Below are 24,250 nucleotides of genomic sequence, written 5' to 3'. Positions count from 1 at the left end.
CGGGTAGAGGATACCAAGGCGCTTGGGAGAACCCGGGTGAAGGAACTAGGCAAAAATGTACCGTAACTTCGGGAGAAGGTACGCTGTGAGCGGTGCAATCTGCACAGATGAAGCTGCACACAGCCGCAGATAAATGGTGGCTGGGACTGTTTAACAAAAACACAGCACTCTGCGAACCTGAAAGGGGAAGTATAGGGTGTGACACCTGCCCGGTGCCGGAAGGTTAAATGATGGGGTCAGACGCAAGTTGAAGCCCTTGAGTGAAGCCCCGGTAAACGGCGGCCGTAACTATAACGGTCCTAAGGTAGCGAAATTCCTTGTCGGGCAAGTTCCGACCTGCACGAATGGTGTAACCATGGCCACGCTGTCTCCACCCGGGACCCAGTGAAACCGAAATCGCTGTGAAGATGCAGTGTACCCGCGGCTAGACGGAAAGACCCCGTGAACCTTTACTGCAGCTTGACACTGAACCTTGAACCTGTTTGTGCAGGATAGGCGGGAGACATTGAAGTAGAAGCGCCAGCTTTTATGGAGTCAACCTTGAAATACCGCCCTGACATGTTTGAGGTTCTAACTAAGTACAACACATACGAGGACAGTGTCTGGTAGGCAGTTTGACTGGGGCGGTCTCCTCCCAAAGGGTAACGGAGGAGCACGAAGGTCAGCTGATCACGGTCGGACATCGTGAGGTCAGTGCAATGGCATAAGCTGGCTTGACTGCGAGAGGCACATCTCGAGCAGGTGCGAAAGCAGGTCATAGTGATCCGGTGGTTCCACATGGACGGGCCATCGCTCAACGGATAAAAGGTACTCTGGGGATAACAGGCTGATACCGCCCAAGAGTTCATATCGACGGCGGTGTTTGGCACCTCGATGTCGGCTCATCACATCCTGGGGCTGAAGTTGGTCCCAAGGGTATGGCTGTTCGCCATTTAAAGTGGTACGCGAGCTGGGTTCAAAACGTCGTGAGACAGTTTGGTCCCTATCTACCGCGGGCGTTGGATGATTGAGGGGGATTGCTCCTAGTACGAGAGGACCGGAGTGAACGCGCCTCTGGTTTACGGGTTGTCATGCCAATGGCACGGCCCGGCAGCCAAGCGCGGAACTGATAACCGCTGAAAGCATCTAAGCGGGAAGCAGGCCCCAAGATGAGTCATCCCTGAGCATTAAGCTCCTAAAGGTTCGTTGCAGACTACGACGTTGATAGGCTGGATGTGGAAGCGCAGTGATGTGTGAAGCTTGCCAGTACTAATTAACCGTGAGGCTTGGCCATACAACCCCGGAGGGCATGGACATTTAAAGACCTCTTTATACTCAAGAGTTAAAAATCAGTTTGTTATAAGTTTTTTACAGAATTTGTCTGGCGACCATAGTGCTGTAGAACCACCTGTTCCCTTTCCGAACACAGAAGTGAAATGCAGTTGCGCCGATGGTAGTGCAACGTACGATTGTGCGAGAGTAGGTCATCGCCAGGCTCACCTTTTAAAAGAAGCCATCTCATCCGAGGTGACTTTTTTTGCTATTGGCACATATATAATTTCATCCTTCCATTTCCAACAATTAAGATCTGACTCTCTGAACTTTGCCTTTTGGGATCTATTGCTTATTTTTAAAACTTTGTAAATTTATATCAAATATTTTAAATAACAGGTTAAATTACCAATTTGTGTAGCCGATAATACATATACTAATACTATTATATTTTAAAGAGAGAAAAAATATGGCCCTGTTTGTTAATACCAATATTTCTTCAATCAATGGTCACCGCAATTTGACCAATGCCACCAATAATCTTAATACAACCTATCAGAGATTATCATCTGGTCTGCGTATCAACTCAGCTAAGGATGATGCAGCTGGCCTGCAGATTTCTGATCGTTTAACAGCACAGATCAACGGCTTAAATCAGGGTAACCGCAATACAAATGACGGCATAGCTCTTGCTCAGACCATGGAAGGTGCCATGGATGAGATGACAAATATGCTGCAGCGTATTCGTACCTTAGCAGTTCAGTCATCAAACGGAACCAATAATGCAAAGGATCGTGATGCTATTCAGCAGGAAGTTACTCAACTGTCAAACGAGATTACCCGTATTGCAGAGCAGACAAAATTTGGTGGTAACACTATTTTAAATGGTAGTGGAGCCGGTAGTATTGTAGCGTCTGGCGGTGTTATAACAATTCAGGTAGGAGCCTACAAAGGTGATACTCTGCAGATGACAGGATTTAGTGTTGGATTTACTTTAAGTAAGTTTGCATCTACAGCTGTTGGAGCAGCAAATCTTACCGCTGACAACCATGGTTTTGATAAGACACAATTTGTTGTGACTTCACAGTCTCATGCAGCCGCTGCTATTACTACAATTGATTCAGTCATTGCAGGCATTGATAAGCATCGCGCTCACTTAGGCGCTATGCAGAACCGTATGGAATCATCAATCCGTAATCAGTCAAATGTTTCTATGAACGTATCTGATGCCCGTGCCCGTATCCGTGATACAGATTTTGCTGAAGAGTCTGCCAAGCTCTCACAGCAGACCATCATTCAGCAGGCAGCAGCTTCCATGCTGACACAGGCCAACTCAAGACCGCAGCTGGCTTTATCACTGCTACGCTAGTTTCTGTTAAAGGGAGCCAGTCTCCCTTTTTTAACTCTTAAACTAATGCCGAGATCATCTGATTTGAGGTATAAAAAAAGGCAGGAAATACTTTTCTAAATCCTGCCTTTTCTTGTATTAAAATTTTGCTCTAATCTTTAATTCTGATTAAAAGATTGGCAAGAATTGCAGTAATACCGCCAGTTGTAATACCTGATGCAAAAATTCCCTTAATCATATCAGGCATGTGATTTAAGATATCAGGCACCAGTTCCACACTAAGGCCAAAAGAGAAGCTAAGACCCATAACGAGCATAGCCTTTCTGTTTATATTCTGATGGGAAATAATCTTGATACCAGAGGCTGCAACTGTTCCAAACATAAGCAGTGTAGCACCGCCAAGCACAGGCTCTGGCATAAGAGAGAACACAAGACCTACAGCAGGGAAGAGACCTAAAAGCAGTAAGAACAATGCAATAAAATAACCTACATAGCGGCTTGCAACACCTGTAAGCTGAATCATGCCGTTATTCTGGGCAAAGATTGAGTTTGGAAAGGAGTTGAGACAACCTGCTACCATTGAGTTAAAGCCGTCAGCTAAAATACCGCCTGATGCTCTTTTATGAAACTTCTCACCCTCAAGCGGCTGACCTGAGATCAAAGAGTTTGCTGTAACATCGCCATAGGCTTCAATAGCTGTAATGAGATAGACAATACCTAAAGCAAAGATTGCAGAGAACTCAAAGTCAATACCATATTTAAATGGAACAGGTACATTAAGACCGCCATAGGTATCAACAGCTGAGAAATTCACCAGACCTAAAACCCATGAGACAAAATAGCCTGATGCAATACCAAGCACAATTGAGCTCATGCGAAGGTATTTATTTGAGCTTCTGTTAAAGAATAGAATAATGCCAACCACCATGCCGGCAAGGGCCAGGTTCTTTAAAGAGCCAAAGGAACCATCCTGCATGGCATTAAAACCACCACCGCAGGCAATAACACCAACCTTGATGAGGCTCAGACCTATCATGGTTACAACAATGCCTGAGACTAAAGGTGTAATAATACGTCTTGTATATTTTAAAAGACGTGAAAGCACCATCTCAACGGCAGAGCCAGCAATGGTGGCTCCGAAGATAACAGACAGACCGCCGGTCATGCCAGCTGCAATAATAGGAGATATAAAGGAAAAGCTTGTACCCTGAATACACAAAAGTCCACAGCCTATAGGACCAACCCTGCGACACTGAATGAAGGTTGATATACCAGAGGCAAACAGAGCCATAGATACTAAAAAGCCTGTGGTCTCAAGATCAAGCTTCAAGGATCCTGCAATAATAAGAGGAGGGGTAATGATGGCTACGAAAATAGCCAGCAGATGCTGAATGGCAGCAAAGAGCGTATCTCTTAAAGGAGGTACATCATCAAGTCCATAGATAAGATCGCTTTTATCTCTCTTTTCATCAACCTCAAGCTTGGAGTCAGGATTTAATTTAATGTGTGACATTATTATTCTCTTATGGTGATCTGACAGTTATCAAGGCTGTCAATAATGGCAAGGGACTCTACATGTATATTCTTCTCACGCAGATAGTCACCTCCATGCTGGAAAGACTTTTCAATTAAAAAGCCCATACCTACAAGTGAAGCTCCTGCCATATCGATAAGATCAATAATACCGCGGGCGGCATTGCCATTGGCCAGGAAGTCATCAACAAAGAGCACTTTATCGCCTTTGCATAAAAACTCTGAGCTGACACAGACCTGATAGGCACGCTGCTTGGTAAATGAATACACCTCGGTCACCAGCATATTTTCCATGGTGGAAGGCTTTTTCTTTTTGGCAAAAACCACAGGTACGTTGAGCAGCAGACCTAGCACCACGGCAGGGGCTATGCCTGAGGCCTCAATGGTTAAAACCTTGGTGATCTCTTCATGGGCAAAACGCTTTACAAATTCAACACTCATATCCTTTAAAAGATTAGGATCAAGCTGATGATTGATAAAACCGTCTACCTTGAGAATACCGCCTTCAAGACTTTTACCTTCGGCTTTGATTTTTTCTACAAGAGGAATAAAAGGAGCGCTTGTGTGGGCCATAATTTTATTTCCGGAAAGATTGTAAGAAGCTGGAAACAGACAATTAGTATTATCCAGGTGAAAAATTTGTAGCATTTTACTCCTTTTGATGATACTGCGCATCAATTTATTATATAGGAGCAACATTTTACGCTCTATTTTGTCATTGCCTTAGTTTTACTGTAAAATTAGGAGCGTATTAAAGTAGGATGGCTTATGGATAAGAGATCTGGATTAAAACCTGCCTTTGATGACCTGAAAAAAGTTATAGAAGAGCTGTCAAATATGAAGTTTGATGAGGTCAAGACAACACCTGTTGATCTTAAAACTATGCGCGCAAGAGAAGCTGCTCTTGCCGCCAGGGAAATTGAAGAGCAGAAACGTTTAAAACGCAAAAACTGGATTAACACCATTCATAAAGAAGGACTGATTGACGGCCGTTATACCTTTGAGACCATTGTACGTGATGAACTTAACCGTCAGGCCATTGAAATGGCCAACAGCTTTTGCTATCTTGCAGCATCTGAGATGCCGCCATGTTTTTTAATACGCGGTGCCGAGGGTACAGGTAAAACTGTTATCTGCCATGCTATTGCCAACAAGTGGCTTGAATTGCACGGACATATAGTAAATATTGTCTCTATGGATGATATAAGGAAGTCCTGTCTGTACAATTCAAATGAGCTGCGCGAGGAACGCATCAGCCGTGACAGCAGATGGGAAGATCTGTGCTCATGCTCGCTTTTAATTATAGATGGTGTCTGTACCAACAGAGAGCAGCTCTCGCAGTTTGATCAGGATATATTAGGTAAACTTCTGCGTATACGCTATCAGCGCCGACTGCCGTTGGTGATTACCACGCAGATTATCTTTATGCAGCTACATGCCTCTATTGGTAATTTCTGCTATGAGTCTATAAAAGAATACTCGGTAATTGCAGCAGAGCTCTTTGGTGCATCACGCCGTCAGCCTATAGTAATCAACGGCAGAAGGCTAATGTAATGGCATCAGATCTGATTTTAGGTTTTGACTTTGGTTTAAACCATATAGGTGTGGCTATAGGAACACTGACTTTAAAACAGGCCAGTGCGCTCAAAGCGCTAAAGGCCAAAGACGGTATTGCTAAAAAGGATGAGCTTGATCGTCTGTTTGATGAATACAGGCCTGTGCATATTGTAGTTGGCATGCCGCTTAATATGGATGGAAGCATGCAGGATATGTCCTTTAGGGCGCGCAAATTCGGCAATCGTCTTGCAAACAACTATAAAGTCAGGGTTTTCTTTTTAGATGAGCGCTTGAGCTCATGTGAGGCCAAAGACATACTCTTTAGTGCTCATGGTTTTAAGGGGCTTAAGAAAAAGGACAATGTCGATGCAATGGCTGCAGCTGTAATTTTACAGTCTTACTTTGACAGTTTGTGATTATTATGACAAAAGAACAGAAAATAAAAGATATTCTTCTAAAGCTTGAGCTGGAGTTAAAAGACAGAGATATGTGGGGAGGCGATGAGAGACGACCTCATGAGAGTGCTTTAAATTCCAAAGAGCCATTTTGCATTGACACACTTGAGTTTCATCAGTGGCTTGAATATATACTTATAAAAAAAATGCATCAGATTATAGATGATAAGCTGGAGCTGCCTGGCAGCGTGCAGATCTATCCTATGGCTGTTGAGTACTACAGAGGTCAGTGGGGTGAATACAGAAGCCTTATTGACATACTACGACAGTTTGATGAAATATTTGCCTAAATGGCATTAAATTTGCATAAAAATACACAGTTTAATAAAGCAGTATAGTAACGAGATTATAACGTGGCATTACTTGACAGTATAAAAGCAAAAATGAAGGTTCCGCAGGCTGTTGCGGATCTCTATGGCAAAGCTCAGTCAAACCCTAAGGTTGCCAAAGGACTGGCTATTGGCTCCACCGCCTACAGAAGGGCCCGCATGTTAAAACTGGGTACACCGGTTTTAGTTTTAGCCTGTCTGTCGATGGTTACTCTGCCTATGCCACCGACACTGCTTGATATGCTTTTCTCCTTTAACATTGCACTGTCAATGGTTGTGCTTTTAGTGTCTATCTATGCTAAAAAGCCTCTTGATTTTGGCTCTTTTCCATCAGTTATTCTTTTAACCACCATTTTACGTCTGGCTCTGAACGTTGCCTCAACCCGTGTGATTCTGTTGCACGGTCAGGATGGTACAGCAGCTGCAGGTAAAGTTATTGAATCCTTTGGTCATGTGGTAATGGGAGGCAGCTACACTGTAGGTATCATAGTCTTCTCCATTCTCGTTATTATCAACTTCGTGGTAGTAACCAAAGGTGCCGGCCGTATTTCTGAAGTGTCTGCAAGATTTACTCTCGATGCTATGCCTGGCAAACAGATGGCTATCGACGCAGATCTTAATGCAGGTTTAATCAATCAGGAGCAGGCCAAGGCCCGCCGTGCCGAGGTAACTCGTGAGGCTGACTTCTACGGCTCCATGGACGGTGCTTCAAAGTTCGTAAAGGGCGACGCCATTGCCGGTATTTTAATTCTCTTTATTAATATCATCGGTGGCATCATCATAGGCAGCGTGCAGCATGGTCTGCCTGTTTCAGAGTCAGCAAGAATTTATACCATCCTATCCATCGGTGACGGTCTTGTAGCTCAGATTCCTGCTCTGCTCTTATCAGTAGCTGCAGCTATTATCGTAACTCGTCAGACCGGTACTGAAAAGGAAATGGGTCAGCAGGTTGTAGCCGAGCTTTCAGCCGAGCCTAAGACACTGTACATTGTATCTTTTGTACTCTTTGTCATGGGTATAGTGCCAGGCATGCCAACCTTTGCCTTTTTAACTTTATCCGCAGTCTGCGGTCTTATAGGTCTGTTTATAAAACGCCGTCAGGAAAAAGCCAAGGAATCAGAGTCTACTGCCGAGATTGTGCCTACAGAGCCAAGTCCAGATCTAAAGGAGCTCTCATGGGATGATGTTTCTGAGGTTGACGTCATCGGCCTTGAGGTGGGCTACAGACTTATTCCTATGGTTGACAAGGGTCAGAGCGGCGAGCTTCTATCCCGTGTTAAAGGTGTGCGTAAGAAGCTCTCTCAGGATTTGGGCTTTTTGATTCCACCTGTACATATTCGTGACAATCTTGATTTAGGTCCTAACTATTATCGTATTACCCTTATGGGTGTTACCTTTGGTGAGGCTGAGATTCAGCCTGACAGAGATATGGCCATCAATCCAGGGCAGGTATTTGGTGATATTGCAGGTATCAAGACACAGGATCCAGCCTTTGGTCTTGAGGCTGTATGGATTGCAAAACAGGACAATGACAGAGCGCTGGGCCTTGGCTATACAGTAGTTGATTGCTCTACAGTTATTGCAACCCACCTATCACAGGTGCTGGCCAACAACTGTGCCTCACTTTTAGGTCAGGAAGAGGTACAGAATATTCTCGATATTGTGGCCAAGAGTCAGCCTAAGCTTGTAAACGGTCTGATTCCAGGTGTGGTAAGCCTTGGTCTTTTAACCAAGATTATGCAGAATCTGCTCAACGAGGGTGTACCTGTACGCGATATGCGTACCATACTTGAAACCCTGGTTGAATACGGTCCTAAGAGTCAGGATCCTGAAGTGCTTACAGCGGCCTGCCGTATTGGTCTGCGCCGTCTTATCATTCAGGATATTGCAGGTGGCGAGATGGTTATTCCTGTTATTACTCTGGCTCCTGATCTTGAGCGTGTACTGCACAAGTCACTTGAGACCGGCGGAGCCGAGGGTGTGGGTATAGAGCCAGGACTTGCAGATAGAATGCAGCACTCACTTGCCGAGGCTACAGAGAATCAGGAGCTTGCTGGTGAGCCTGCCATTCTGCTGACATCTGGTATATTGCGTCAGACTCTCTCGCGCTTTGTTAAAAATACTATACCTGGTCTTAGAGTGCTGTCCTATCAGGAAATTCCTGATGACAAACAGATTAAGATTGTATCGGTTATCGGTAATAATCAGAATCAGGGTCAGATTAGCCAGTAGAGCGCAGTTGATAATAATTTAAAGTTGGAAAGTCGTATTATCAAGCGCGCTCAAAATAATGTATAATTGACGGATTGACAGGCCTTTGCCATATTTTTAGATTTAAATTAATGTTTTTTAAATAAAAATATAATATTATAAATATGGAAGCATGTTTTTTTACTCTTTGTTAAAGATGCTAAGGTCTGTATAAGTCTACTGTTGCATCATCAATTAAGTGCATAAAAAGAGGTTGTATGAAATTAAAACGCTTTGTTGCCAAGGATATGCGCGAGGCCCTTGTTAAGATTAAAGATGAGCTGGGCCCTGATGCAGTCATCATGTCTAACAAACGTATTGATGATGGTGTAGAGATTGTTGCAGGTGTATCAACTATCAATGACAGCCTGACTCAGAAGGTAAAGCAGGTACAGAGAAATGATATGCTCAAGGACAGAGAAAGTCTTGAGCAGATCCTTAAAATGGCCAAAGCCAGACGAGAAAGCAGAAAGGTTCTGGCTGATGACAGCGTCTCTATATCTAGTGCAGGTGCTACACGTGCCTTGGACGACATCAATGCCTCACTTGAGAGTTTAAAGAATGCAAGACAGCAGGATGTAAGTGAAGAGGATAATTCACTTGATGCATTTTTAGATTCTGTACGCAATGCACCTAATGTTAAAAACGATAGAACAGACAAATTTGCCAATTCTCTTGTAGAAATACTTGAGCGTCAGCAAAATGACGCCAAAAAAACAGCAGATGGGGCCGCAAGTCAAAAAACAGTTGCAGGATCTCCATTTCAGGAGCCTCCTCCTTCTTTGTCTGAAAATTCAGAATTTGATTCTCTGTTTAAAAAGTCACGTACCAAGCTTGAAAAAGAGCAGCATGAAAATGAAAGTGGCATTGATACCTACAGAGACAAGAACCCTCAGATTGACGACACCAATATTCAGGCTGTAGCTGAGGAAGTTCAGGTTATCAGAAAGCTTCTGCAGTTTGAGCTTGCAGGTTTGATGCAAGAGAGCAGAAACCGTCAGGAGCCGGTACGTGCTATGATTGAGAGACTGCTGGTCTCTGCAGGCTTTGATCAGGATCTGTCATCAGAGCTTGTATCTAAGGTCAGTGTGGACGCCTCATTCAATTTTGCCTGGCGCGAGCTTTCAGATATTTTAGAGAAAAAGATTATTGTCGGTAATGATGAAATAGTAAAGCAGGGTGGAGTTGTGTCCCTGATAGGCCCTGCAGGTGTGGGGAAAACCACTACACTTGCAAAAATCGCAGCCCGATTTGTGATGCGCTATGGGCCAGACAGACTTGCTATTGTGACAGCAGATCATTATCGTATTGGCGCCTTTGAGCAGGTTAAGACCTATGGCCGTATTATGGGCTGCGCCGCTTTTGCTGTTAAGTCATTAAATGAATTACCTGAGATTTTATACACTTTAAGAGATAAATCTCTGGTGCTTGTTGATACAGCAGGTGTTGGACTTAAAGATGAACGTTTTGGCACGCAAATTGCTCAGCTGAAGATGCAGTCCAGTTTAAAGCTAAAGCACTATCTGGTGTTGCCGGCAACTGCTCACAGACGAGTATTGACACAGGCTTATAATCATTTTTCGCCAATAGGTATCAGTGGACTGATATTGACCAAGGTGGATGAGTCGCAGAGTCTTGGAGATGCGATATCGCTCTCTATTAAACAGAAACTGCCTTTGACCTATGCGACTGATGGACAGAGAGTTCCTGAGGATCTCTTTGTTCCAAAATCACACCTCATGGCGATTAAGGCTTTATCATACGTTGAAGATGATGTGGCAAAACAGATTTTCAGGCAGTAAGATTGTACTTAAGGATATTAAATGCACAAAGATAACAGAAACCGTCAGGTTAAAGTAATTACAGTTACCGGAGGCAAGGGAGGCGTAGGTAAATCCTCAGTTTCTTTAAATCTTGCCGTATCTCTATGTCAGATGGGTAAGCATGTAATGCTCTTTGACGCTGATCTGGGCCTGGCAAACATCGATGTTATGCTTGGCCTTAGAGTAGATAAGAATCTGGTTCACGTATTAGATGGACAGTGCGAATTAAAGGATATCATTAAAGATGGTCCAGATGGCCTGCGTATTGTACCTGCGGCCTCAGGATTAAGACGCATGGCTGAGCTTACTGTCGATGAGCATGCCGGTCTTATACGTGCATTTTCCTCGCTTGAGGAGCCAATTGATTTTCTGATCGTTGATACTGCTGCCGGAATTTCAGATATGGTGCTCTCATTCTGCCGTGCCTCACAGGATGTGCTCATGGTGGTATGCAACGAGCCTACCTCTGTTGCTGACGCCTATGCTCAGATGAAGGTGCTGGCCAACGATTATGAGGTTAACAAGTTCAAGATTATTGCCAATCAGGTTCACTCTCTTGAAGAGGGTAAAGTTATGTTCCAGAAGCTTGTAGCTGTAGCTGATAAGTTCCTCGATGTAACTTTAGAGCTTGTATCATGTATCCCATCAGATTTAAGTGTGCGCAAGGCTATCAAGCAAAGAGCAGCAGTGGTTGATGTATTCCCTCAGTCTCCTGCCGCACGTGCTTACAAGGCACTTGCCACCAGAGCACTGTCATGGCCGTTGCCTGAGATTGCAGGTGGTCATCTTGAGTTCTTTGTGGAGCATCTGATCATTAAAGGTGACCGACTTGTAATACAGGAAGATCCTGAAACTACTAAGGAAAAATCAGAGATTTTAAATGATCCATCTGTTACTGCTGATAATTAAAGCAAAATTTTGATACATATGCTAAAATAAAGAATGTATAAACAGATGTATAAATAAATTAAGATTATAAGCGGTTGATGGCAAGCTGTAATACTGGTGCGAGAATCTATCAGAGACAACAAAAATCTGATAGACACAAGCAGATAGAGCAATATGCACCTTTAGTTAAAAGAATTGCTCTGCATCTGAAGACCAGGCTTCCTGCATCAGTGGAACTTGATGATCTGATACAGGCAGGTATGTTGGGTCTGATGGATGCACTTAGCAATTATGAAGCAGGTCATGGTGCCGCCTTTGAAACATATGCAACCATAAGAATTCGTGGTTCTATGATTGATGAGATCCGTCATGCTGACTGGACGCCACGATCAGTACACCACAATTCAAGACAGATTACACAGGCAATTACTGTACTGTCCAACAGACTGGGCCGTCAGCCTAAAGATACTGAAATTGCCGCTGAATTAGATGTAAGTATTGATAAATATCATCAGATGCTTACTGATTCTGCCAATTCGCAGATTGTAGGTATCGAGGATCTTGGTGTTAGTGAGGATGTAATCACTACCACTGAAGGAGCAAAGGAAGATAAGATTTTTTCTGCTCTGGCTTCGGTTGAATTTAAAAAGGCTCTAGCCCGAGCGATAGCTGATCTCCCAGAAAGGGAGCAGCAGATTCTCTCACTGTATTATGATGAGGAATTAAACTTAAGAGAAATAGGCAAAGTTATGGAGATAAGCGAGTCACGTTGCTGTCAGATAATGTCTCAGTCGATGGCGCGTTTGCGTTCTGCCCTAAAAGAGTGGAATACATAAATTTGTCCTATTTTTTTTTAAAATATGTAATATAGGTTTGATCATAAAACTAATATTAGTGATACATTAGTACTATTAAAGTAACTTTTACTTTAAATTATGTACTGTATTGTTGATGTTTTGACAGTGCCGTAGAAGGGAGCTGTGCATAGAGCTCTAAGGAGATAATCTTGAATAAGAACATCAAGATTTTAATTGTAGATGACTTCTCTACAATGAGACGCATTATTAAAAACTTACTGCGCGATCTTGGTTATAACAATACACATGAGGCTGATGACGGTGCCACCGCACTGCCAATGCTTGAATCTGGAGATTACCAGTTTGTTGTAACTGACTGGAACATGCCTATAATGCAGGGCATCGACCTTTTAAAGGCAATTCGTGCTAATCCAAAATTAAAAGGTCTGCCTGTGCTTATGGTTACAGCTGAAGCAAAGCGCGAGCAGATTATTGAGGCAGCTAAGGCCGGTGTAAACGGATATATCGTAAAGCCTTTTACAGCTGCAACATTAAAAGAGAAACTGGATAAGATTTTTGAGCGTATAGACGGCCCTCAGGCTTAGACGAGGTTTGGCTTATGAGCGATAATGAATGGCAAATTGGTTCACCATTAATTTCCTTAGATGAAGCACGCGATCTGGTTATGCTGCTTGAAGCAGGAATGCAGGATGAAGCAGAAGATCAATTTGTAGCACTGGCCAAAAGAATAGATAAATCTGGCCGTGTAGAAGAAGTGTTCAATGAGGTAGGTAGTCTGACACGCGGTCTGCACAATGCTATTAGAAATTTTGTTGAAGACCCGAGAATTAATGTTATTGCCGGTGTTGAATTCCCAGATGCTTCTGAGAGATTGCTCTATATCATTGAGATGACGGATAAAGCTGCAACCAGAACATTAGATGCCATTGATTTATGTACTCCACTTGCCAACAAACTGAGTCAGGCCATTGAAAAATTAATGCCTGTCTGGACAAGACTTATGCATGGTCATATTGACAGATTTGAGTTCGTTAAACTCTGTCATGAGGTGGATGAGCTTCTCTCTGAAACCAAAGAGGATGCATCACTTCTTACTAAACAGCTTACTGAAATTCTGATGGCTCAGGATTATCAGGATCTTACAGGTCAGATGTTACAGAAGGTAATTGGACTTGTAGGCGAAGTTGAAGACAAGCTTGTTTACTTCCTTAAGGCTGTTGGCAAAAATCCTGCTACCAAGGAAGAGACCAAACAGACAATTGATGCTCAGGGTCCTGCTCTTCACAGTGATAAGAAAACAGAGGCTGTTGCCTCATCTCAAGACGAAGTTGATGATTTGTTAGCAAGCCTAGGATTTTAGGTAATGTAGTAAGGTAGAGCGATATGGATGAGGAAATTTTACAGGATTTCTTAGTAGAAGCTGGCGAAATTATTGAAAAGCTAAATGAACAGCTTGTTGAGATTGAAAAAACTCCAGATGACAAAGACCTTCTAAATGCCATTTTCAGAGGCTTTCATACAGTAAAAGGCGGTGCAGGCTTCCTCGAGCTCACCGAGCTTGTAGAAATCTGTCATGCTGCTGAGAACGTATTTGATATGCTGCGCAACGGCCATATCAAAATGTCTCCTGTTCTTATGGATGCCGTGTTGCAGTCATATGATGAGATTACAACATTATTCTCCCAGGTACAAAATAGAGAGCCTCTAACTCCAGCTCCACAGGAACTCATTGAAAGACTGCATAATCTTGCCGAGGGTAAGGAAATTGGAGACAGCGCCGCTGCTGCAGCTCCTGCACCTGCCCCTGAGCCAGAGCCAAAACCTGAGCCAGAGCCAAAACCTGAGCCAGTACCTGAACCTGAGGACTCAAGGAGCCATGAAGGCGACATTACTGCATCTGATTCAATTGATGATATTACAGAAGATGAATTTGAGGCTCTTTTAGATCAGCTTCACGGTAAAGGCCATGCTCCTGGCATGGAAGAGGAAGGCAGCAGTGATGCTACCGATGCTGATTTTGATGCTATGCTCTCGTCTGTAGGTTCAGACAAGGGTAAAAAATTATCTGTTGCAACTGAAGAGCAGTACAAAGCTAAGGCAGCACCTGCACCGCAGGAAGCAGCTCCTGCTCCTAAGGCAGAGCCTGCAGCTGCGGTTAAGACAGCCACACCTGCCACAGCTCCTGTAGCTAAAGCTCCAACACCTGCACCTGCAGCTCAGGCACAGCCTGCCAAGGCACCTGAGAAGAAATCAGCAGCTGCAGTTGCAGCCGAGTCTCTTGCCGAGAGCACTGTGCGTGTAGATACCAAGGTTCTAGATGAGATCATGAACATGGTCGGTGAGCTTGTGCTTGTAAGAAACAGACTGATTTCACTTGATTCACATCGTACAGATACTGATCAGGAAATGACCAAGGTTATTGCCAACCTTGATGTAGTAACAGGTGATCTGCAGGGCGCTGTAATGAAAACCCGCATGCAGCCAATCAAGAAGGTATTTGGCCGTTTCCCTCGCGTGGTTCGAGATCTGGCTCGTAAGCTCAATAAAAAGATTGAGCTTAGAATGGAAGGTGAGGATACAGAGCTTGACAAGAATCTGGTAGATGCTCTTGCAGATCCTATGGTGCACATGGTACGTAACTGCTGTGACCATGGTGTTGAATTGCCAGAGGAACGTCTGGCAAAGGGCAAGCCTGAGCTTGGTTCTATTGTACTCTCTGCTGCTCAGCAGGGTGATCATATTATGCTACGCATCACCGATGACGGTCAGGGTATGGATCCTGATAAGTTACGTCAGGTTGCTGTTAAAAAAGGCGTTATAGATGAAGAGGCCGCCAAGAGATTATCAGATCAGGAAGCTTTAAATCTGATCTTTGCTCCAGGCTTCTCCACCAACACTGTGGTAACTGATATTTCAGGTCGTGGCGTAGGCATGGATGTGGTAAAGACCAACATTGCCAAGCTCAACGGTTCAGTACGAGTACTCTCAGAGTATGGCAAGGGCTCAACCATTGAGATCAAGGTACCGCTGACACTTGCTATTTTACCTACACTTATGGTTTCAATTTCACAGCGTACCTATGCACTGCCATTGACATCAGTGTCAGAGATTTTCTATCTGCCGCTTGATTCCATGCGCAATGTTGACGGACAAAATACCATTGTTATCCGTGACAAGGCCGTTCCACTATTTTTCCTCAAGGAGTGGTTTGACAATGTACCGCACAGAGATTATCTAAAGGGCAAGGCCCATATTGTGCTCGTACAGGCTTCAGCCATTCAGCTGGTTGGCTTTGTTGTAGATGATCTCTTAGGTCAGGAAGAGGTAGTTATCAAGCCTCTTGACAGCGCTCTGCGTCATACACCGGGAATGGCAGGTGCCACCGTAACATCAGAAGGTGGCATAGCACTTATTCTTGATATACCGGGACTTATCAGAGCCTATGCACATAAGAATCATAACAGGTACTAATAAAGAATATTTTAATTAAGGAGACAAAATGTCTGTTCGTGTGTTGATAGTCGATGACTCTTCATTCTTTAGAAAGCGTCTGACAGAGATTATTTCTGCCGACAGCTCTCTTGAGGTCATTGGCGAGGCCAAGGATGGTAAAGAGGGTGTGGAGAAAACCATTTCCCTTCGTCCTGATGTCGTGACCATGGACGTCGAAATGCCTGTCATGGATGGCATCACTGCTGTCAAAGAGATCATGAGTAAGAGTCCAACTCCTATTTTAATGTTCTCCTCTTTGACATTTGAAGGCGCAAATTCCACATTCAAGGCTCTTGAAGCCGGTGCTGTGGATTTTATGCCAAAGAATTTTGATGATATTGCCCACAAGCGTGATACAGCACTGCAGGAGTTAAGAGCCAAAATCAAGGCTGTAGCTAAATCACGTGTGTCACGTCTTGGTGTGCGTCCTGTTGCAAGTGTAGCTGCCGCACCTGTAAGAACATCAACACTTGGACAGACAGCTACTGCTGCCCGTACCGCAGGCACCTTAGGCACTACAGCAAGATCTGCATCATCACTGTCAGGTGGACTGTCTGCAACTGCTGCCCGTCCTTCTATTACAACACCAAGAGCTCCGCTTGCCGGTGCCTCTGCACCTGCCACACGTGCTGTAGCCATGGGTGCAACAGCAGCTGAACGCGGATCAACAGAAATGGCTTATGAAAAAATTCAAAGCCAGCTGTCAGGTTCAAATCCTGGCCGTCCTGCCACAGCTATGCAGTTCACTTTTGGTAACCACAAGTGCAAGGACACAGTGTTTAAAAAGTCGGGCAAACGTCATGACATTATTGCCATCGGCTCTTCAACCGGCGGTCCTATTGCACTGCAGAGTGTTATTCCAAAGCTGCCATTGCTCAATGTACCTATTGTAATTGTGCAGCATATGCCAGGTTCATTTACTACCACTTTTGCCCAGAGACTTGATAATATCTCTAACTACAAGGTAGTAGAGGCCAAGGACGGAGACATTCTTGAGCCAAATGTCTGCTATATTGCTCCTGGTGGGATGCAGATGATTTTTGAGCGCGGCATGTCCAAGACCAAAATAAGAATTCTAAAAGGTGACTCGCGTGTAGTCTACCACCCATGTGTGGACGTGTCTTTTGCCTCACTAGCGTCTATTTATTCAGGACGCGTACTAGCTATGATTTTAACAGGAATGGGTTCTGACGGCTGTGAAGGCTCCCGCTTACTAAAGCGCGCCGGATCTGTAGTCTGGGCACAAAACGAAGATACTTGCGTCGTCTATGGCATGCCACAGGCCATTGTCAATGCCGGTATTGCTGATCACGTTATGGCATTGGAGAAAATAGCTCCAAATATTGTTGAAGAAATGGGTCACTGATAAGGTAATTCTATATGAACTTAATAGGCGTATTTGCAGCTGTAGGCTGTATTATTCTAACCATGATAATTGAAGGCACCCACCCAGGAGCCCTTATCAACCTTCCAGCATTCCTGGTTGTAGTAGGTTCGTCCTTCTGCGCCTGTTTAGTGCAGTTCTCATTAGCAGAGGTTGGTTCAGCTTTAAAGCACTTTGGCTGGTTAATCTCTCCTCCTCGCATGAACATGATTTCCCAGGCAGAGCTTTTAGCCGGTATGGCTACCACTGCAAGACAGCAGGGTCTGCTCTCTCTTGAAAACTCAATCGGTTCAGCCAACGACGATTTTACAAGAAGTGGAATTCAGATGATAGTTGATGGTGTGGACAAGGATTCACTTGGCAAACTTTTAGAGTCTGCCATTCAGGTTGAGCAGGAGAAGCTTGCTCCTAATGCAAAATACTATGAGTCATTAGGCGGTTACTCACCAACAATGGGTATTATCGGTGCGGTGCTAGGTCTGATTCACGCCATGTCACTGCTTGACCGTCCTGACCTCTTAGGTCCATCAATCGCTGTGGCCTTCGTTGCTACTATTTATGGTCTGGTGCTTGCCAACATTGTTTGTCTGCCAGCTGCCAACCGTATCAAGACAATCAATACTGAAATTGCCCTTTACAAGTACATGACTTTAGAAGGCCTGGTATCAATTTGTGCCGGTGAAAACACCATGATGCTCAAGCGTCGTATTTCATGCTACACAGGTCAGAGTCCAGAATAGGGTGAATTTAAATGAAAAAGCAGCCTGAAGGACATGAGAACCATGAGCGTTGGATGGTGTCTTATGCCGACTTCCTAACCTTGCTCTTTGCTGTATTCGTTGTGCTTTATTCATTTGCTATGAGTAAGCAGTCAGAGGCTCAGTCTATGGTTCAGGGCCTGATACAGTCATTCAATGAAACTGGTTTAATCTCATCAACACCTGGCGTAATCGCTCTGCCAGGTCCTATTGCTCAGAACGCCTCTACCTCAGCTATGGAAGCTACACAGACCTCAGAGCAGGCTGTAAACGCTCCTGTGCAGGGTGGTGGCGGTGTGCTAGACTTTGGTGTAACCACCATTGCCACAGAAACTCAGACTCAAGTTGATCAGTCCTCAAGTGACAGCGAGGATATGAATACCTCTAGCGAGACCTCTACTGAGGGTAATCTAGTAGTATCAGAGGTAACCGATCCAACCTCAGGTCGTGAGATCAAAGATTTCAATACTCAGGAGCAACCAAACAATGCACAGGGTATTGCAGGTACCTCAAAGGGTGAGGATCCTGATTACCTTGATGACGGCGGTACCGGTCCTACTGATGCAGAAACTCTTGGTGAGGGCGTTTACGGTTATCCATTTGATGCCATCAAGGAGTCAATATCTGACGCTATTGCCGACAGTGCAGCCAAGAATGATATTATTCTTGAGGATGATGGCCGTTGGCTTACCATTAATATGAGCTCAGGCCTGCTCTTTGCCCAGGGATCTGCCTCTATATTAAGCTCATCACGTCCTGTACTTGAAGAGATAGGTAAAGCTTTAAGCTCCATCAACAATTACGTAAGAGTACGCGGTTATACAGACAACGTATTTGAGGATACTGGTACCTTTGCCAACAACTGGGATCTGTCAGCAGGAAGAGCCTTGTCTGTGCTCAATGAGCTGTCCAAGAACGGAATCGATCCAACCCGTCTTGCCCTTGAAGGCTATGGTCAGTATTCACCATTCTACTCAAACTCAACAAGAGCAGGTAGAGCACAGAACAATCGTGTGGTCATTGCCATTTCACGTTATGCTGTATCAGGTCGCAAGCTTGATGTAATACAGGGTGACTCAGAGCAGCTGCGTCCAACCCCTGAGGCAGTAAATGCTGTATCAGGTTCTCTTGAGATGAACCGCAATGACAAGGGCGTAATTGAACTTAACTTTGGACAGTAGACTGTAGTGTATCAGGAGAATATTTAGTGTTAGTTTGGGCGGTAGCAAGTCAGAAAGGTGGCGTAGGCAAAACCACAACTGTAGCCTCACTTGCAGGATGGTTGCAGAAGGAGCATCTGCGTGTTCTGATCATAGATACAGATCCGCATGCCTCATTGACCTCATACCTTGGTTTTGAGGATGAAAAGGTTGAGCATAATCTTTTTGATTTGTACGCTGCAGAGACTTTAAGCCGTGATGCTGTTGTCAAATGCATAACCCATACACGCTATTCAGGACTTGATATCATAACCTCATCTATGACGCTGGCGACTATTGATCGCCAGCTCTCAGGCAGATCAGGTGTGGGCCGTATTCTCTCCAAAGCACTGGCACTTGTTGATGACCTGTATGATGTGGTCTTAATCGACTGCCCACCGGTACTAGGTGCCCTTATGGTCAATGCCCTGGTATCCTCCACACTTATTTTGGTTCCTACTCAGACAGAATTTCTGGCTTTAAAGGGACTGCAGGGTATGGTTAGAACCTTCTCTATTATGAACAGTGCAGATGACTCAGCAGCTTTTGACTACATTATTCTGCCTACTATGTTTGATAAGAGAACCAAGGCTTCCAACCGTTCTATTGAATATATGCGTCAGCATTACGGACAGAAGGTGTGGGAGAGCTGTATTCCTATTGACACCATGTTCCGTGAGTCCTCATCACAGCGTATTCCTCTGCCTATCATGGATGAAAATACAAGAGGAGCAAAAGCCTATCGTGAGCTGTTCTGCTATCTTGTAGGCCATGAGCTTAGCGTACATCCTGGCAAGGTTTCACCATCATTGGCCTCTGTTCTTACAGATGATGATTTTGATGATGAGCAAAGACGTAAGGATGAAGAGGACGTTATAAGAAAGTCAGTTTCTGACATGGTGCACTAATAGGAATTTGGAATTAGCATAATGTCATTAAAGCATCAGATAAAAGAAGAAGAAACCCTCCTTGCCTATTTCAGGCAGATGCTCACTGATCCTGAAGATGAAGATAATTATGAGCAAAGTGCCAAGGAGCACGCAGATGCAGAGCAGCCTGCTGTGCAGGAGACAGCCGCTCAGGAGCCTGTCATGCAGATGCAGCTGCAAGAAGAGGTACAGAGCGCACCTGCCTATCAGACACAGACTATAACTCTGTCAGCTCCAAAATCACTGCAGACTTTACTTGAGAGTGTTGATGAGCACAAGGCTGATGTTATTGTCGCACAAGACACTAAAACCCAGGTCAGTGAGCCAGTAGTTGAGGTAGCTGTACAGACACAGGTTCCAACACAGACAGTTGCAGATACCAAGACTGACACAGACACAGCCCAAAAGAGTGAAACTGTAGTTGAGACTGTAGAGGAAAGTGCAGTTGAGACTGTACAGGAAGTCAAGAGTGATACTGAGGTTGCACCAAAGGTTGAAACAGCAGCACAGGTGGCAACTAATAAGGCTGTAGCTCTTGAGCAGGAGGCACTTGAGGCCGCTCAGTGGGAGGCTTCACTGTCTGTAGCACACAATACCGATACTGTGCAGGAGACACAGACTCAGACACAGGAGGCTGCCAAGAGCAAATACGATCCTGACAACTGGGAGAATATACACACTGAAGAGGAATTTCAGACTCTATTCTTTACAGTACAGGGTGTCAGATTTGCTGTACCGCTTATCGATCTTGGCAATATAATTGAATGTGGCAAGATAACTCAGATATTTGGCAAACCTGCATGGTACATGGGTATGACTGATTGCCGCGGTGACAAGATTAATATTGTAGATACACTGTTATGGGTAAAGCCCGAGATCGGCGAGAGCCCAGACAGATATCCTTATTTAATATCTCTATCAAGATCCAACTGGGCTTTGGGTTGCGATGTGCTTGAGGGAAACAGAACCTTAAAGCGCTCACAGGTCAAGTGGCGTGTCAACGCAGGTTCCCGCCCATGGCTTGCAGGCATTGTAAAGGATCAGATGTGCGCTCTTTTACATGTTGAAGCTCTTATTTCTCTGTTTGAAAAGGGCATGGACTTTGGCAAGCTCAAGGAGAAATTTGGAGATATATCTTGATTTTTAGCTATATTTAGCGAAACTATATATAATTATTGTACAATAGGCTTATAAAGCTTTACATACGCTGAGGAATATTAAAAATGGCAGAAGAAAAAGAGATGACATCTGGACCAATTGTACTCAATGGAGAGAAGCAGGGTGAATTACTGCGCTGGGTAACATTCCAGCTTGACAAGGAAATCTACGGTGTAAATGTAATGCAGGTACGTGAAGTGCTGCGTTACAGTGACATCGCTCCTGTACCTGGTGCACCATCTTATGTTCTTGGTATTATCAATCTTCGTGGTAACGTTGTTACTGTTATTGACACAAGAATGCGTTTTGGTCTGCCTGCTGCCGAGGTTTCCGATAATACTCGTATTATGATCATAGAGTCTGAAAAGCAGGTAATCGGCATTTTAGTTGATTCTGTAGCAGAGGTAGTAGACCTTAACACTGCTGATATTGACGATACTCCAAATGTTGGTACTGAGGAGAGCGCCAAGTTTATCCGTGGTGTGTGCAATCGCAATGAAGATCTGCTTATCCTTATTGATCTCAACAAACTGCTTACCGATGAAGAGTGGCATGAAGTAGCCAATCTCTAACATCTATAACAGATCAGAGTAAGAAATAGTTGAATGTTATCATTTGTTGATCTTCTACTTATATCTTTAGCATCAGGAGGAGTATTTTTACTGCTCCTGATTCTGGTATCCTTCGTCTTGAGTGCAAGACGGACATCTGCGCTTGAAAGTACCATTGAGGATTTAAACTCCAAGATTACCATTCAAAACGCCACCATAGATCAGCTTACAGCTGAGCTCTCCAATCTCAACAGCAAGTTATCCAATACTCAGAAAACAGTTTCATATCTGGCTAAAAACCAGGATGATATTATTGATTCCTATGAGGCTTTAAAGAAAAAACTCTCACGTCTTGATAACAAGCAGGAAGAACAGCAGAAGCTTATTGTGCAGAACACCCCTGAGAGTCAGGCCATAAAACAGGCTACAGCTCTTATCAGAAAGGGGATGACACAAGAAGAGGTAGCCAGGCGTACCAATTTAAATCCAACCGAGCTTGAAATGCTCTTTGCTGTTACCAAAAAAGAAATGCTCAAAGAAAAGAAAGAGGCTGCAGCCGCCGCTGCAGCCGCCGCTGCCGCCACTGCCGCCGCAGCAGCCACTGCTGCAAAAGAGCAGGTCAAGGAGGCTGCAGCAGAGCCAGTACAGATTCAGGTGCAGGAAGATATGAGCTTTACACAGCCACTGCCATCGGCCCACAAGGTGGCAGGACGCAAAGCGCGCAATGCCTATGGCATGGGCTCATCAAAAAGTCTTATCTCGAAGAACAGATAATAATAAAGGCCATTAATAAGTGGCCTTTTTCTTAGTTCTAAAAATACCATTAAAAAAGATAATTTGTGCTACTTTTTGTCTGTAGTTTTTATGTATACATTACAAATGTAAAGCTTTTGTGGAGTTTAGGATAGAAAAAAAGGGTCATATAGATCAGCCATATGACCCTAAAAATGTTAAGAAATCTTAACATTAATCAACAAATAAGGATAATACAAATGTATAGGACTCCATTATAGCGCATTTTTCTAATCAGTACAGTAGTTTTTGTATATAAATGTTAAAGCTATGGACTAGATCACAGACTAATATGCATATTTTTGTAGAGCCTTATATTCTTTTCACTTGCAAAGTTTTATGCGTTTAAAATTGTTTTTAATGTAAAAATTTATGTTATGCATATCATATGATTTTTAGAAGAAGAGTAACGTATATACTAATTATCAGTAACTTTTTAAAGCTCATGTATAAAAATAATATTCATCTATCTGATGCAGGAACATTAAAAAGGCCGCGGAAGGCGACCTTTTTGCGGTGTATTTAAATTGAATTTATGATCTGGCGCTAAAGCGATAGGCAATAAACTTTTCAAGTGGATTGTGCTGATCGACAATAGGGTTGACAGAAGCAAAATCTGGCAGGTGTACGCTGTCAGGATAGTACTCAGGCTCAAGGCAGAAACCAGACTGATTGGCATAAACCTGATTGTCATCACGGGCAATGATATCGTTGCCGGCGTGTATATAGTTACCTGTATAGAACTGAAAGGCCGGATAATCACTAAAGACTTCCATGGTAAGTTTGCCATCATCAGAAGTGGCACGGGCAAAGGCCTCGCAAGGCTCACCATCTCTAAGATATGGGTGATCATAGCCGCGGGCTGAGATCATCTGGGCATGATTCATAAAATCAAGACCGATCTTTTTCTCCTTTGAAAAATCAAAAGCACTGTGATCCTTGGTGTAAAGAACCTTGCCGGTTGGAATGGCGCTATCATCAAGTTCAAGGAAGGCATGTGAGTTTAAATACAGGGTATGATTTAAAATACTTGAGTTATAGCCATTTAAATTGAAGTAGGCATGATTGGTAATACATGATGGGCATGGAGCATCACACATACCTTTATAGTCAACTCTTAGTGTATTGTCATCGTTAAGGCTGTAGCAGACAATAAGATCATAATTGCCAGGAAAGCCCTGATCGCCATCTGCTGAGTGCAAGGTCAGGGTTATGGCATTGTCCTTTATATCAATGACCTCAAAGCGTCTTTTATCAAAGCCATCTATACCTCCGTGCAGTGTATGTCTGTCATGGCTTGCAAGAGTGTAGTTTTTAAATCCTAAGGTAAAGTTTGAATTGGCAATGCGATTGGCATATCGGCCAATGGTGGCATTGAAATAGCAGGTCTGATCTTTCCAGTCGCTGGCATTTTTAAGACCAAGCAGGGTCTCTCGCATGGAGCCGTCGGTCATTGGCACCTTAATGGAAATTAAAGTGGCACCCCAGTCCATAACGGTAACACTCATGCCAGAGGCATTTTTAATTCTAAAAAGTCGTGGATTTTGAGAGTAGATATCTTGCATGGCTAGATCCTTATTATGTGTGTACAGCTTGATTATACTCTTTTAGATGTCACATACTTAAAATAGCCACAAATTTGCTATCTAAAAGTAGATCTTTTTAATCTAATTGTAAAAAGTCTTCTGTAGCTGCTTGGATTAATAAGGCAGGTTTTTTTAAAAGGCCCCATATT

Annotated in this window: 21 protein-coding genes and 2 rRNA genes (1 of these 23 running past the window's edge); 20 read left to right on the top strand and 3 right to left on the bottom strand. The window is 43.8% G+C overall.

Translation table 11 applies throughout. From position 1 onward, the window contains the following. From DRZ93_RS08175 to DRZ93_RS08165, 3 genes are all read left to right on the top strand, one after another. Positions 1–1,273 (top strand): 23S ribosomal RNA (locus tag DRZ93_RS08175) (it extends 1,608 nt beyond the left edge of the window). Positions 1,274–1,359: 86 nt separating this feature from the next. Further along, positions 1,360–1,475, top strand: a 5S ribosomal RNA gene (gene rrf, locus DRZ93_RS08170). 245 nt (positions 1,476–1,720) lie between these two features. After that, on the top strand, positions 1,721–2,620 hold the full coding sequence (locus DRZ93_RS08165) for a flagellin N-terminal helical domain-containing protein (protein ID WP_113746287.1): 900 nt from the start codon (positions 1,721–1,723) through the stop codon (positions 2,618–2,620). Between the two features lie 130 nt (positions 2,621–2,750). Here the strand turns inward: DRZ93_RS08165 and DRZ93_RS08160 are convergent, their stop codons facing one another. Next, on the bottom strand, positions 2,751–4,112 hold the full coding sequence (locus tag DRZ93_RS08160; RefSeq protein WP_113746286.1) for a nucleobase:cation symporter-2 family protein: 1,362 nt from the start codon (positions 4,110–4,112) through the stop codon (positions 2,751–2,753). Positions 4,113–4,114: 2 nt separating this feature from the next. Beyond that, positions 4,115–4,705 (bottom strand): xanthine phosphoribosyltransferase, encoded by a 591-nt coding sequence (xpt, locus tag DRZ93_RS08155; protein ID WP_113745078.1) that lies wholly within the window; start codon positions 4,703–4,705, stop codon positions 4,115–4,117. Between the two features lie 195 nt (positions 4,706–4,900). Between xpt and DRZ93_RS08150 the strand changes: the two genes are divergently transcribed. The 17 genes from DRZ93_RS08150 (at position 4,901) to DRZ93_RS08070 (ending at position 22,497) form a co-directional block, all read left to right on the top strand. Beyond that, positions 4,901–5,686 (top strand): DnaA ATPase domain-containing protein, encoded by a 786-nt coding sequence (locus DRZ93_RS08150; protein WP_113743990.1) that lies wholly within the window; start codon positions 4,901–4,903, stop codon positions 5,684–5,686. Further along, positions 5,686–6,105: a Holliday junction resolvase RuvX gene (gene ruvX / locus DRZ93_RS08145; protein WP_113743991.1), complete on the top strand. Its 420-nt coding sequence runs from the start codon at positions 5,686–5,688 to the stop codon at positions 6,103–6,105. Before DRZ93_RS08150 ends, ruvX begins: the two co-directional genes overlap by 1 nt. A 5-nt stretch (positions 6,106–6,110) precedes the next feature. Next, the gene (locus DRZ93_RS08140) at positions 6,111–6,434 is read left to right on the top strand and encodes a YqcC family protein (RefSeq protein ID WP_146740833.1); all 324 of its coding nucleotides are present in this window, start codon (positions 6,111–6,113) and stop codon (positions 6,432–6,434) included. Positions 6,435–6,632: 198 nt separating this feature from the next. Next, a complete protein-coding gene (gene flhA / locus DRZ93_RS08135; RefSeq protein WP_113746735.1) occupies positions 6,633–8,705 on the top strand; it encodes a flagellar biosynthesis protein FlhA in 2,073 nt (690 codons plus the stop codon). 236 nt (positions 8,706–8,941) lie between these two features. Next, complete coding sequence (gene flhF / locus DRZ93_RS08130; protein ID WP_113743993.1) at positions 8,942–10,525, top strand: flagellar biosynthesis GTPase FlhF; 1,584 nt, start codon at positions 8,942–8,944, stop codon at positions 10,523–10,525. Positions 10,526–10,546: 21 nt separating this feature from the next. Then, positions 10,547–11,455: a MinD/ParA family ATP-binding protein gene (locus DRZ93_RS08125; RefSeq protein WP_113743994.1), complete on the top strand. Its 909-nt coding sequence runs from the start codon at positions 10,547–10,549 to the stop codon at positions 11,453–11,455. Between the two features lie 77 nt (positions 11,456–11,532). Then, positions 11,533–12,270 (top strand): RNA polymerase sigma factor FliA, encoded by a 738-nt coding sequence (locus tag DRZ93_RS08120; protein WP_113746285.1) that lies wholly within the window; start codon positions 11,533–11,535, stop codon positions 12,268–12,270. A 170-nt stretch (positions 12,271–12,440) separates the two neighbouring features. Beyond that, positions 12,441–12,836 carry a chemotaxis response regulator CheY gene (gene cheY / locus DRZ93_RS08115; RefSeq protein WP_113743996.1) on the top strand — a complete coding sequence of 132 codons (396 nt, stop codon included), beginning with the start codon at positions 12,441–12,443 and terminating at the stop codon, positions 12,834–12,836. Positions 12,837–12,850: 14 nt separating this feature from the next. Then, complete coding sequence (locus tag DRZ93_RS08110; protein ID WP_113743997.1) at positions 12,851–13,612, top strand: protein phosphatase CheZ; 762 nt, start codon at positions 12,851–12,853, stop codon at positions 13,610–13,612. Between the two features lie 23 nt (positions 13,613–13,635). Further along, on the top strand, positions 13,636–15,723 hold the full coding sequence (locus DRZ93_RS08105) for a chemotaxis protein CheA (RefSeq protein ID WP_113746284.1): 2,088 nt from the start codon (positions 13,636–13,638) through the stop codon (positions 15,721–15,723). 28 nt (positions 15,724–15,751) lie between these two features. Further along, complete coding sequence (locus tag DRZ93_RS08100; protein WP_113743999.1) at positions 15,752–17,110, top strand: protein-glutamate methylesterase/protein-glutamine glutaminase; 1,359 nt, start codon at positions 15,752–15,754, stop codon at positions 17,108–17,110. Between the two features lie 14 nt (positions 17,111–17,124). Beyond that, a complete protein-coding gene (locus DRZ93_RS08095; RefSeq protein ID WP_113746283.1) occupies positions 17,125–17,868 on the top strand; it encodes a flagellar motor protein in 744 nt (247 codons plus the stop codon). Between the two features lie 11 nt (positions 17,869–17,879). Continuing rightward, positions 17,880–19,067, top strand: coding sequence for an OmpA family protein (locus DRZ93_RS08090; RefSeq protein ID WP_113746282.1), 1,188 nt, complete (start codon positions 17,880–17,882; stop codon positions 19,065–19,067). A 26-nt stretch (positions 19,068–19,093) separates the two neighbouring features. Beyond that, the gene (locus DRZ93_RS08085; RefSeq protein WP_113744001.1) at positions 19,094–19,993 is read left to right on the top strand and encodes a ParA family protein; all 900 of its coding nucleotides are present in this window, start codon (positions 19,094–19,096) and stop codon (positions 19,991–19,993) included. Positions 19,994–20,014: 21 nt separating this feature from the next. Continuing rightward, positions 20,015–21,154: a chemotaxis protein CheW gene (locus DRZ93_RS08080; RefSeq protein ID WP_113744002.1), complete on the top strand. Its 1,140-nt coding sequence runs from the start codon at positions 20,015–20,017 to the stop codon at positions 21,152–21,154. 101 nt (positions 21,155–21,255) lie between these two features. Further along, positions 21,256–21,744 carry a chemotaxis protein CheW gene (locus DRZ93_RS08075; RefSeq protein WP_218564293.1) on the top strand — a complete coding sequence of 163 codons (489 nt, stop codon included), beginning with the start codon at positions 21,256–21,258 and terminating at the stop codon, positions 21,742–21,744. Between the two features lie 33 nt (positions 21,745–21,777). After that, a complete protein-coding gene (locus DRZ93_RS08070; protein WP_113746281.1) occupies positions 21,778–22,497 on the top strand; it encodes a hypothetical protein in 720 nt (239 codons plus the stop codon). A 551-nt stretch (positions 22,498–23,048) separates the two neighbouring features. On the opposite strand, the gene DRZ93_RS08065 is transcribed toward DRZ93_RS08070, so the two are convergent. Beyond that, entirely contained in the window at positions 23,049–24,080 is a 1,032-nt protein-coding gene (locus DRZ93_RS08065; protein ID WP_113746280.1) for an aldose epimerase family protein, read from the bottom strand. Positions 24,081–24,250: the final 170 nt, after the last annotated feature.

It is taken from the genome of Anaerobiospirillum thomasii, from assembly GCF_900445255.1.
Taxonomy (GTDB): Bacteria; Pseudomonadota; Gammaproteobacteria; order Enterobacterales; family Succinivibrionaceae; genus Anaerobiospirillum_A; species Anaerobiospirillum_A thomasii.
The sequence above is the reverse complement of the archived record's forward strand: the minus strand, read 5'-3'. Positions and strand labels throughout refer to the sequence as shown.

Coding starts and splice junctions, on each gene's coding strand:
- DRZ93_RS08140 (WP_146740833.1), top strand. CDS start 6,111: ATGACAAAAGAACAGAAAATAAAAGATATTCTTCTAAAGCTTGAGCTG.
- DRZ93_RS08095 (WP_113746283.1), top strand. CDS start 17,125: ATGAACTTAATAGGCGTATTTGCAGCTGTAGGCTGTATTATTCTAACC.
- DRZ93_RS08120 (WP_113746285.1), top strand. CDS start 11,533: ATGGCAAGCTGTAATACTGGTGCGAGAATCTATCAGAGACAACAAAAA.
- DRZ93_RS08080 (WP_113744002.1), top strand. CDS start 20,015: ATGTCATTAAAGCATCAGATAAAAGAAGAAGAAACCCTCCTTGCCTAT.
- DRZ93_RS08100 (WP_113743999.1), top strand. CDS start 15,752: ATGTCTGTTCGTGTGTTGATAGTCGATGACTCTTCATTCTTTAGAAAG.
- flhF (WP_113743993.1), top strand. CDS start 8,942: ATGAAATTAAAACGCTTTGTTGCCAAGGATATGCGCGAGGCCCTTGTT.
- DRZ93_RS08165 (WP_113746287.1), top strand. CDS start 1,721: ATGGCCCTGTTTGTTAATACCAATATTTCTTCAATCAATGGTCACCGC.
- xpt (WP_113745078.1), bottom strand. CDS start 4,705: ATGGCCCACACAAGCGCTCCTTTTATTCCTCTTGTAGAAAAAATCAAA.
- DRZ93_RS08160 (WP_113746286.1), bottom strand. CDS start 4,112: ATGTCACACATTAAATTAAATCCTGACTCCAAGCTTGAGGTTGATGAA.
- DRZ93_RS08150 (WP_113743990.1), top strand. CDS start 4,901: ATGGATAAGAGATCTGGATTAAAACCTGCCTTTGATGACCTGAAAAAA.
- DRZ93_RS08090 (WP_113746282.1), top strand. CDS start 17,880: ATGAAAAAGCAGCCTGAAGGACATGAGAACCATGAGCGTTGGATGGTG.
- DRZ93_RS08070 (WP_113746281.1), top strand. CDS start 21,778: ATGTTATCATTTGTTGATCTTCTACTTATATCTTTAGCATCAGGAGGA.
- DRZ93_RS08075 (WP_218564293.1), top strand. CDS start 21,256: ATGACATCTGGACCAATTGTACTCAATGGAGAGAAGCAGGGTGAATTA.
- flhA (WP_113746735.1), top strand. CDS start 6,633: ATGTTAAAACTGGGTACACCGGTTTTAGTTTTAGCCTGTCTGTCGATG.
- ruvX (WP_113743991.1), top strand. CDS start 5,686: ATGGCATCAGATCTGATTTTAGGTTTTGACTTTGGTTTAAACCATATA.
- DRZ93_RS08105 (WP_113746284.1), top strand. CDS start 13,636: ATGGATGAGGAAATTTTACAGGATTTCTTAGTAGAAGCTGGCGAAATT.
- DRZ93_RS08065 (WP_113746280.1), bottom strand. CDS start 24,080: ATGCAAGATATCTACTCTCAAAATCCACGACTTTTTAGAATTAAAAAT.
- DRZ93_RS08110 (WP_113743997.1), top strand. CDS start 12,851: ATGAGCGATAATGAATGGCAAATTGGTTCACCATTAATTTCCTTAGAT.
- DRZ93_RS08125 (WP_113743994.1), top strand. CDS start 10,547: ATGCACAAAGATAACAGAAACCGTCAGGTTAAAGTAATTACAGTTACC.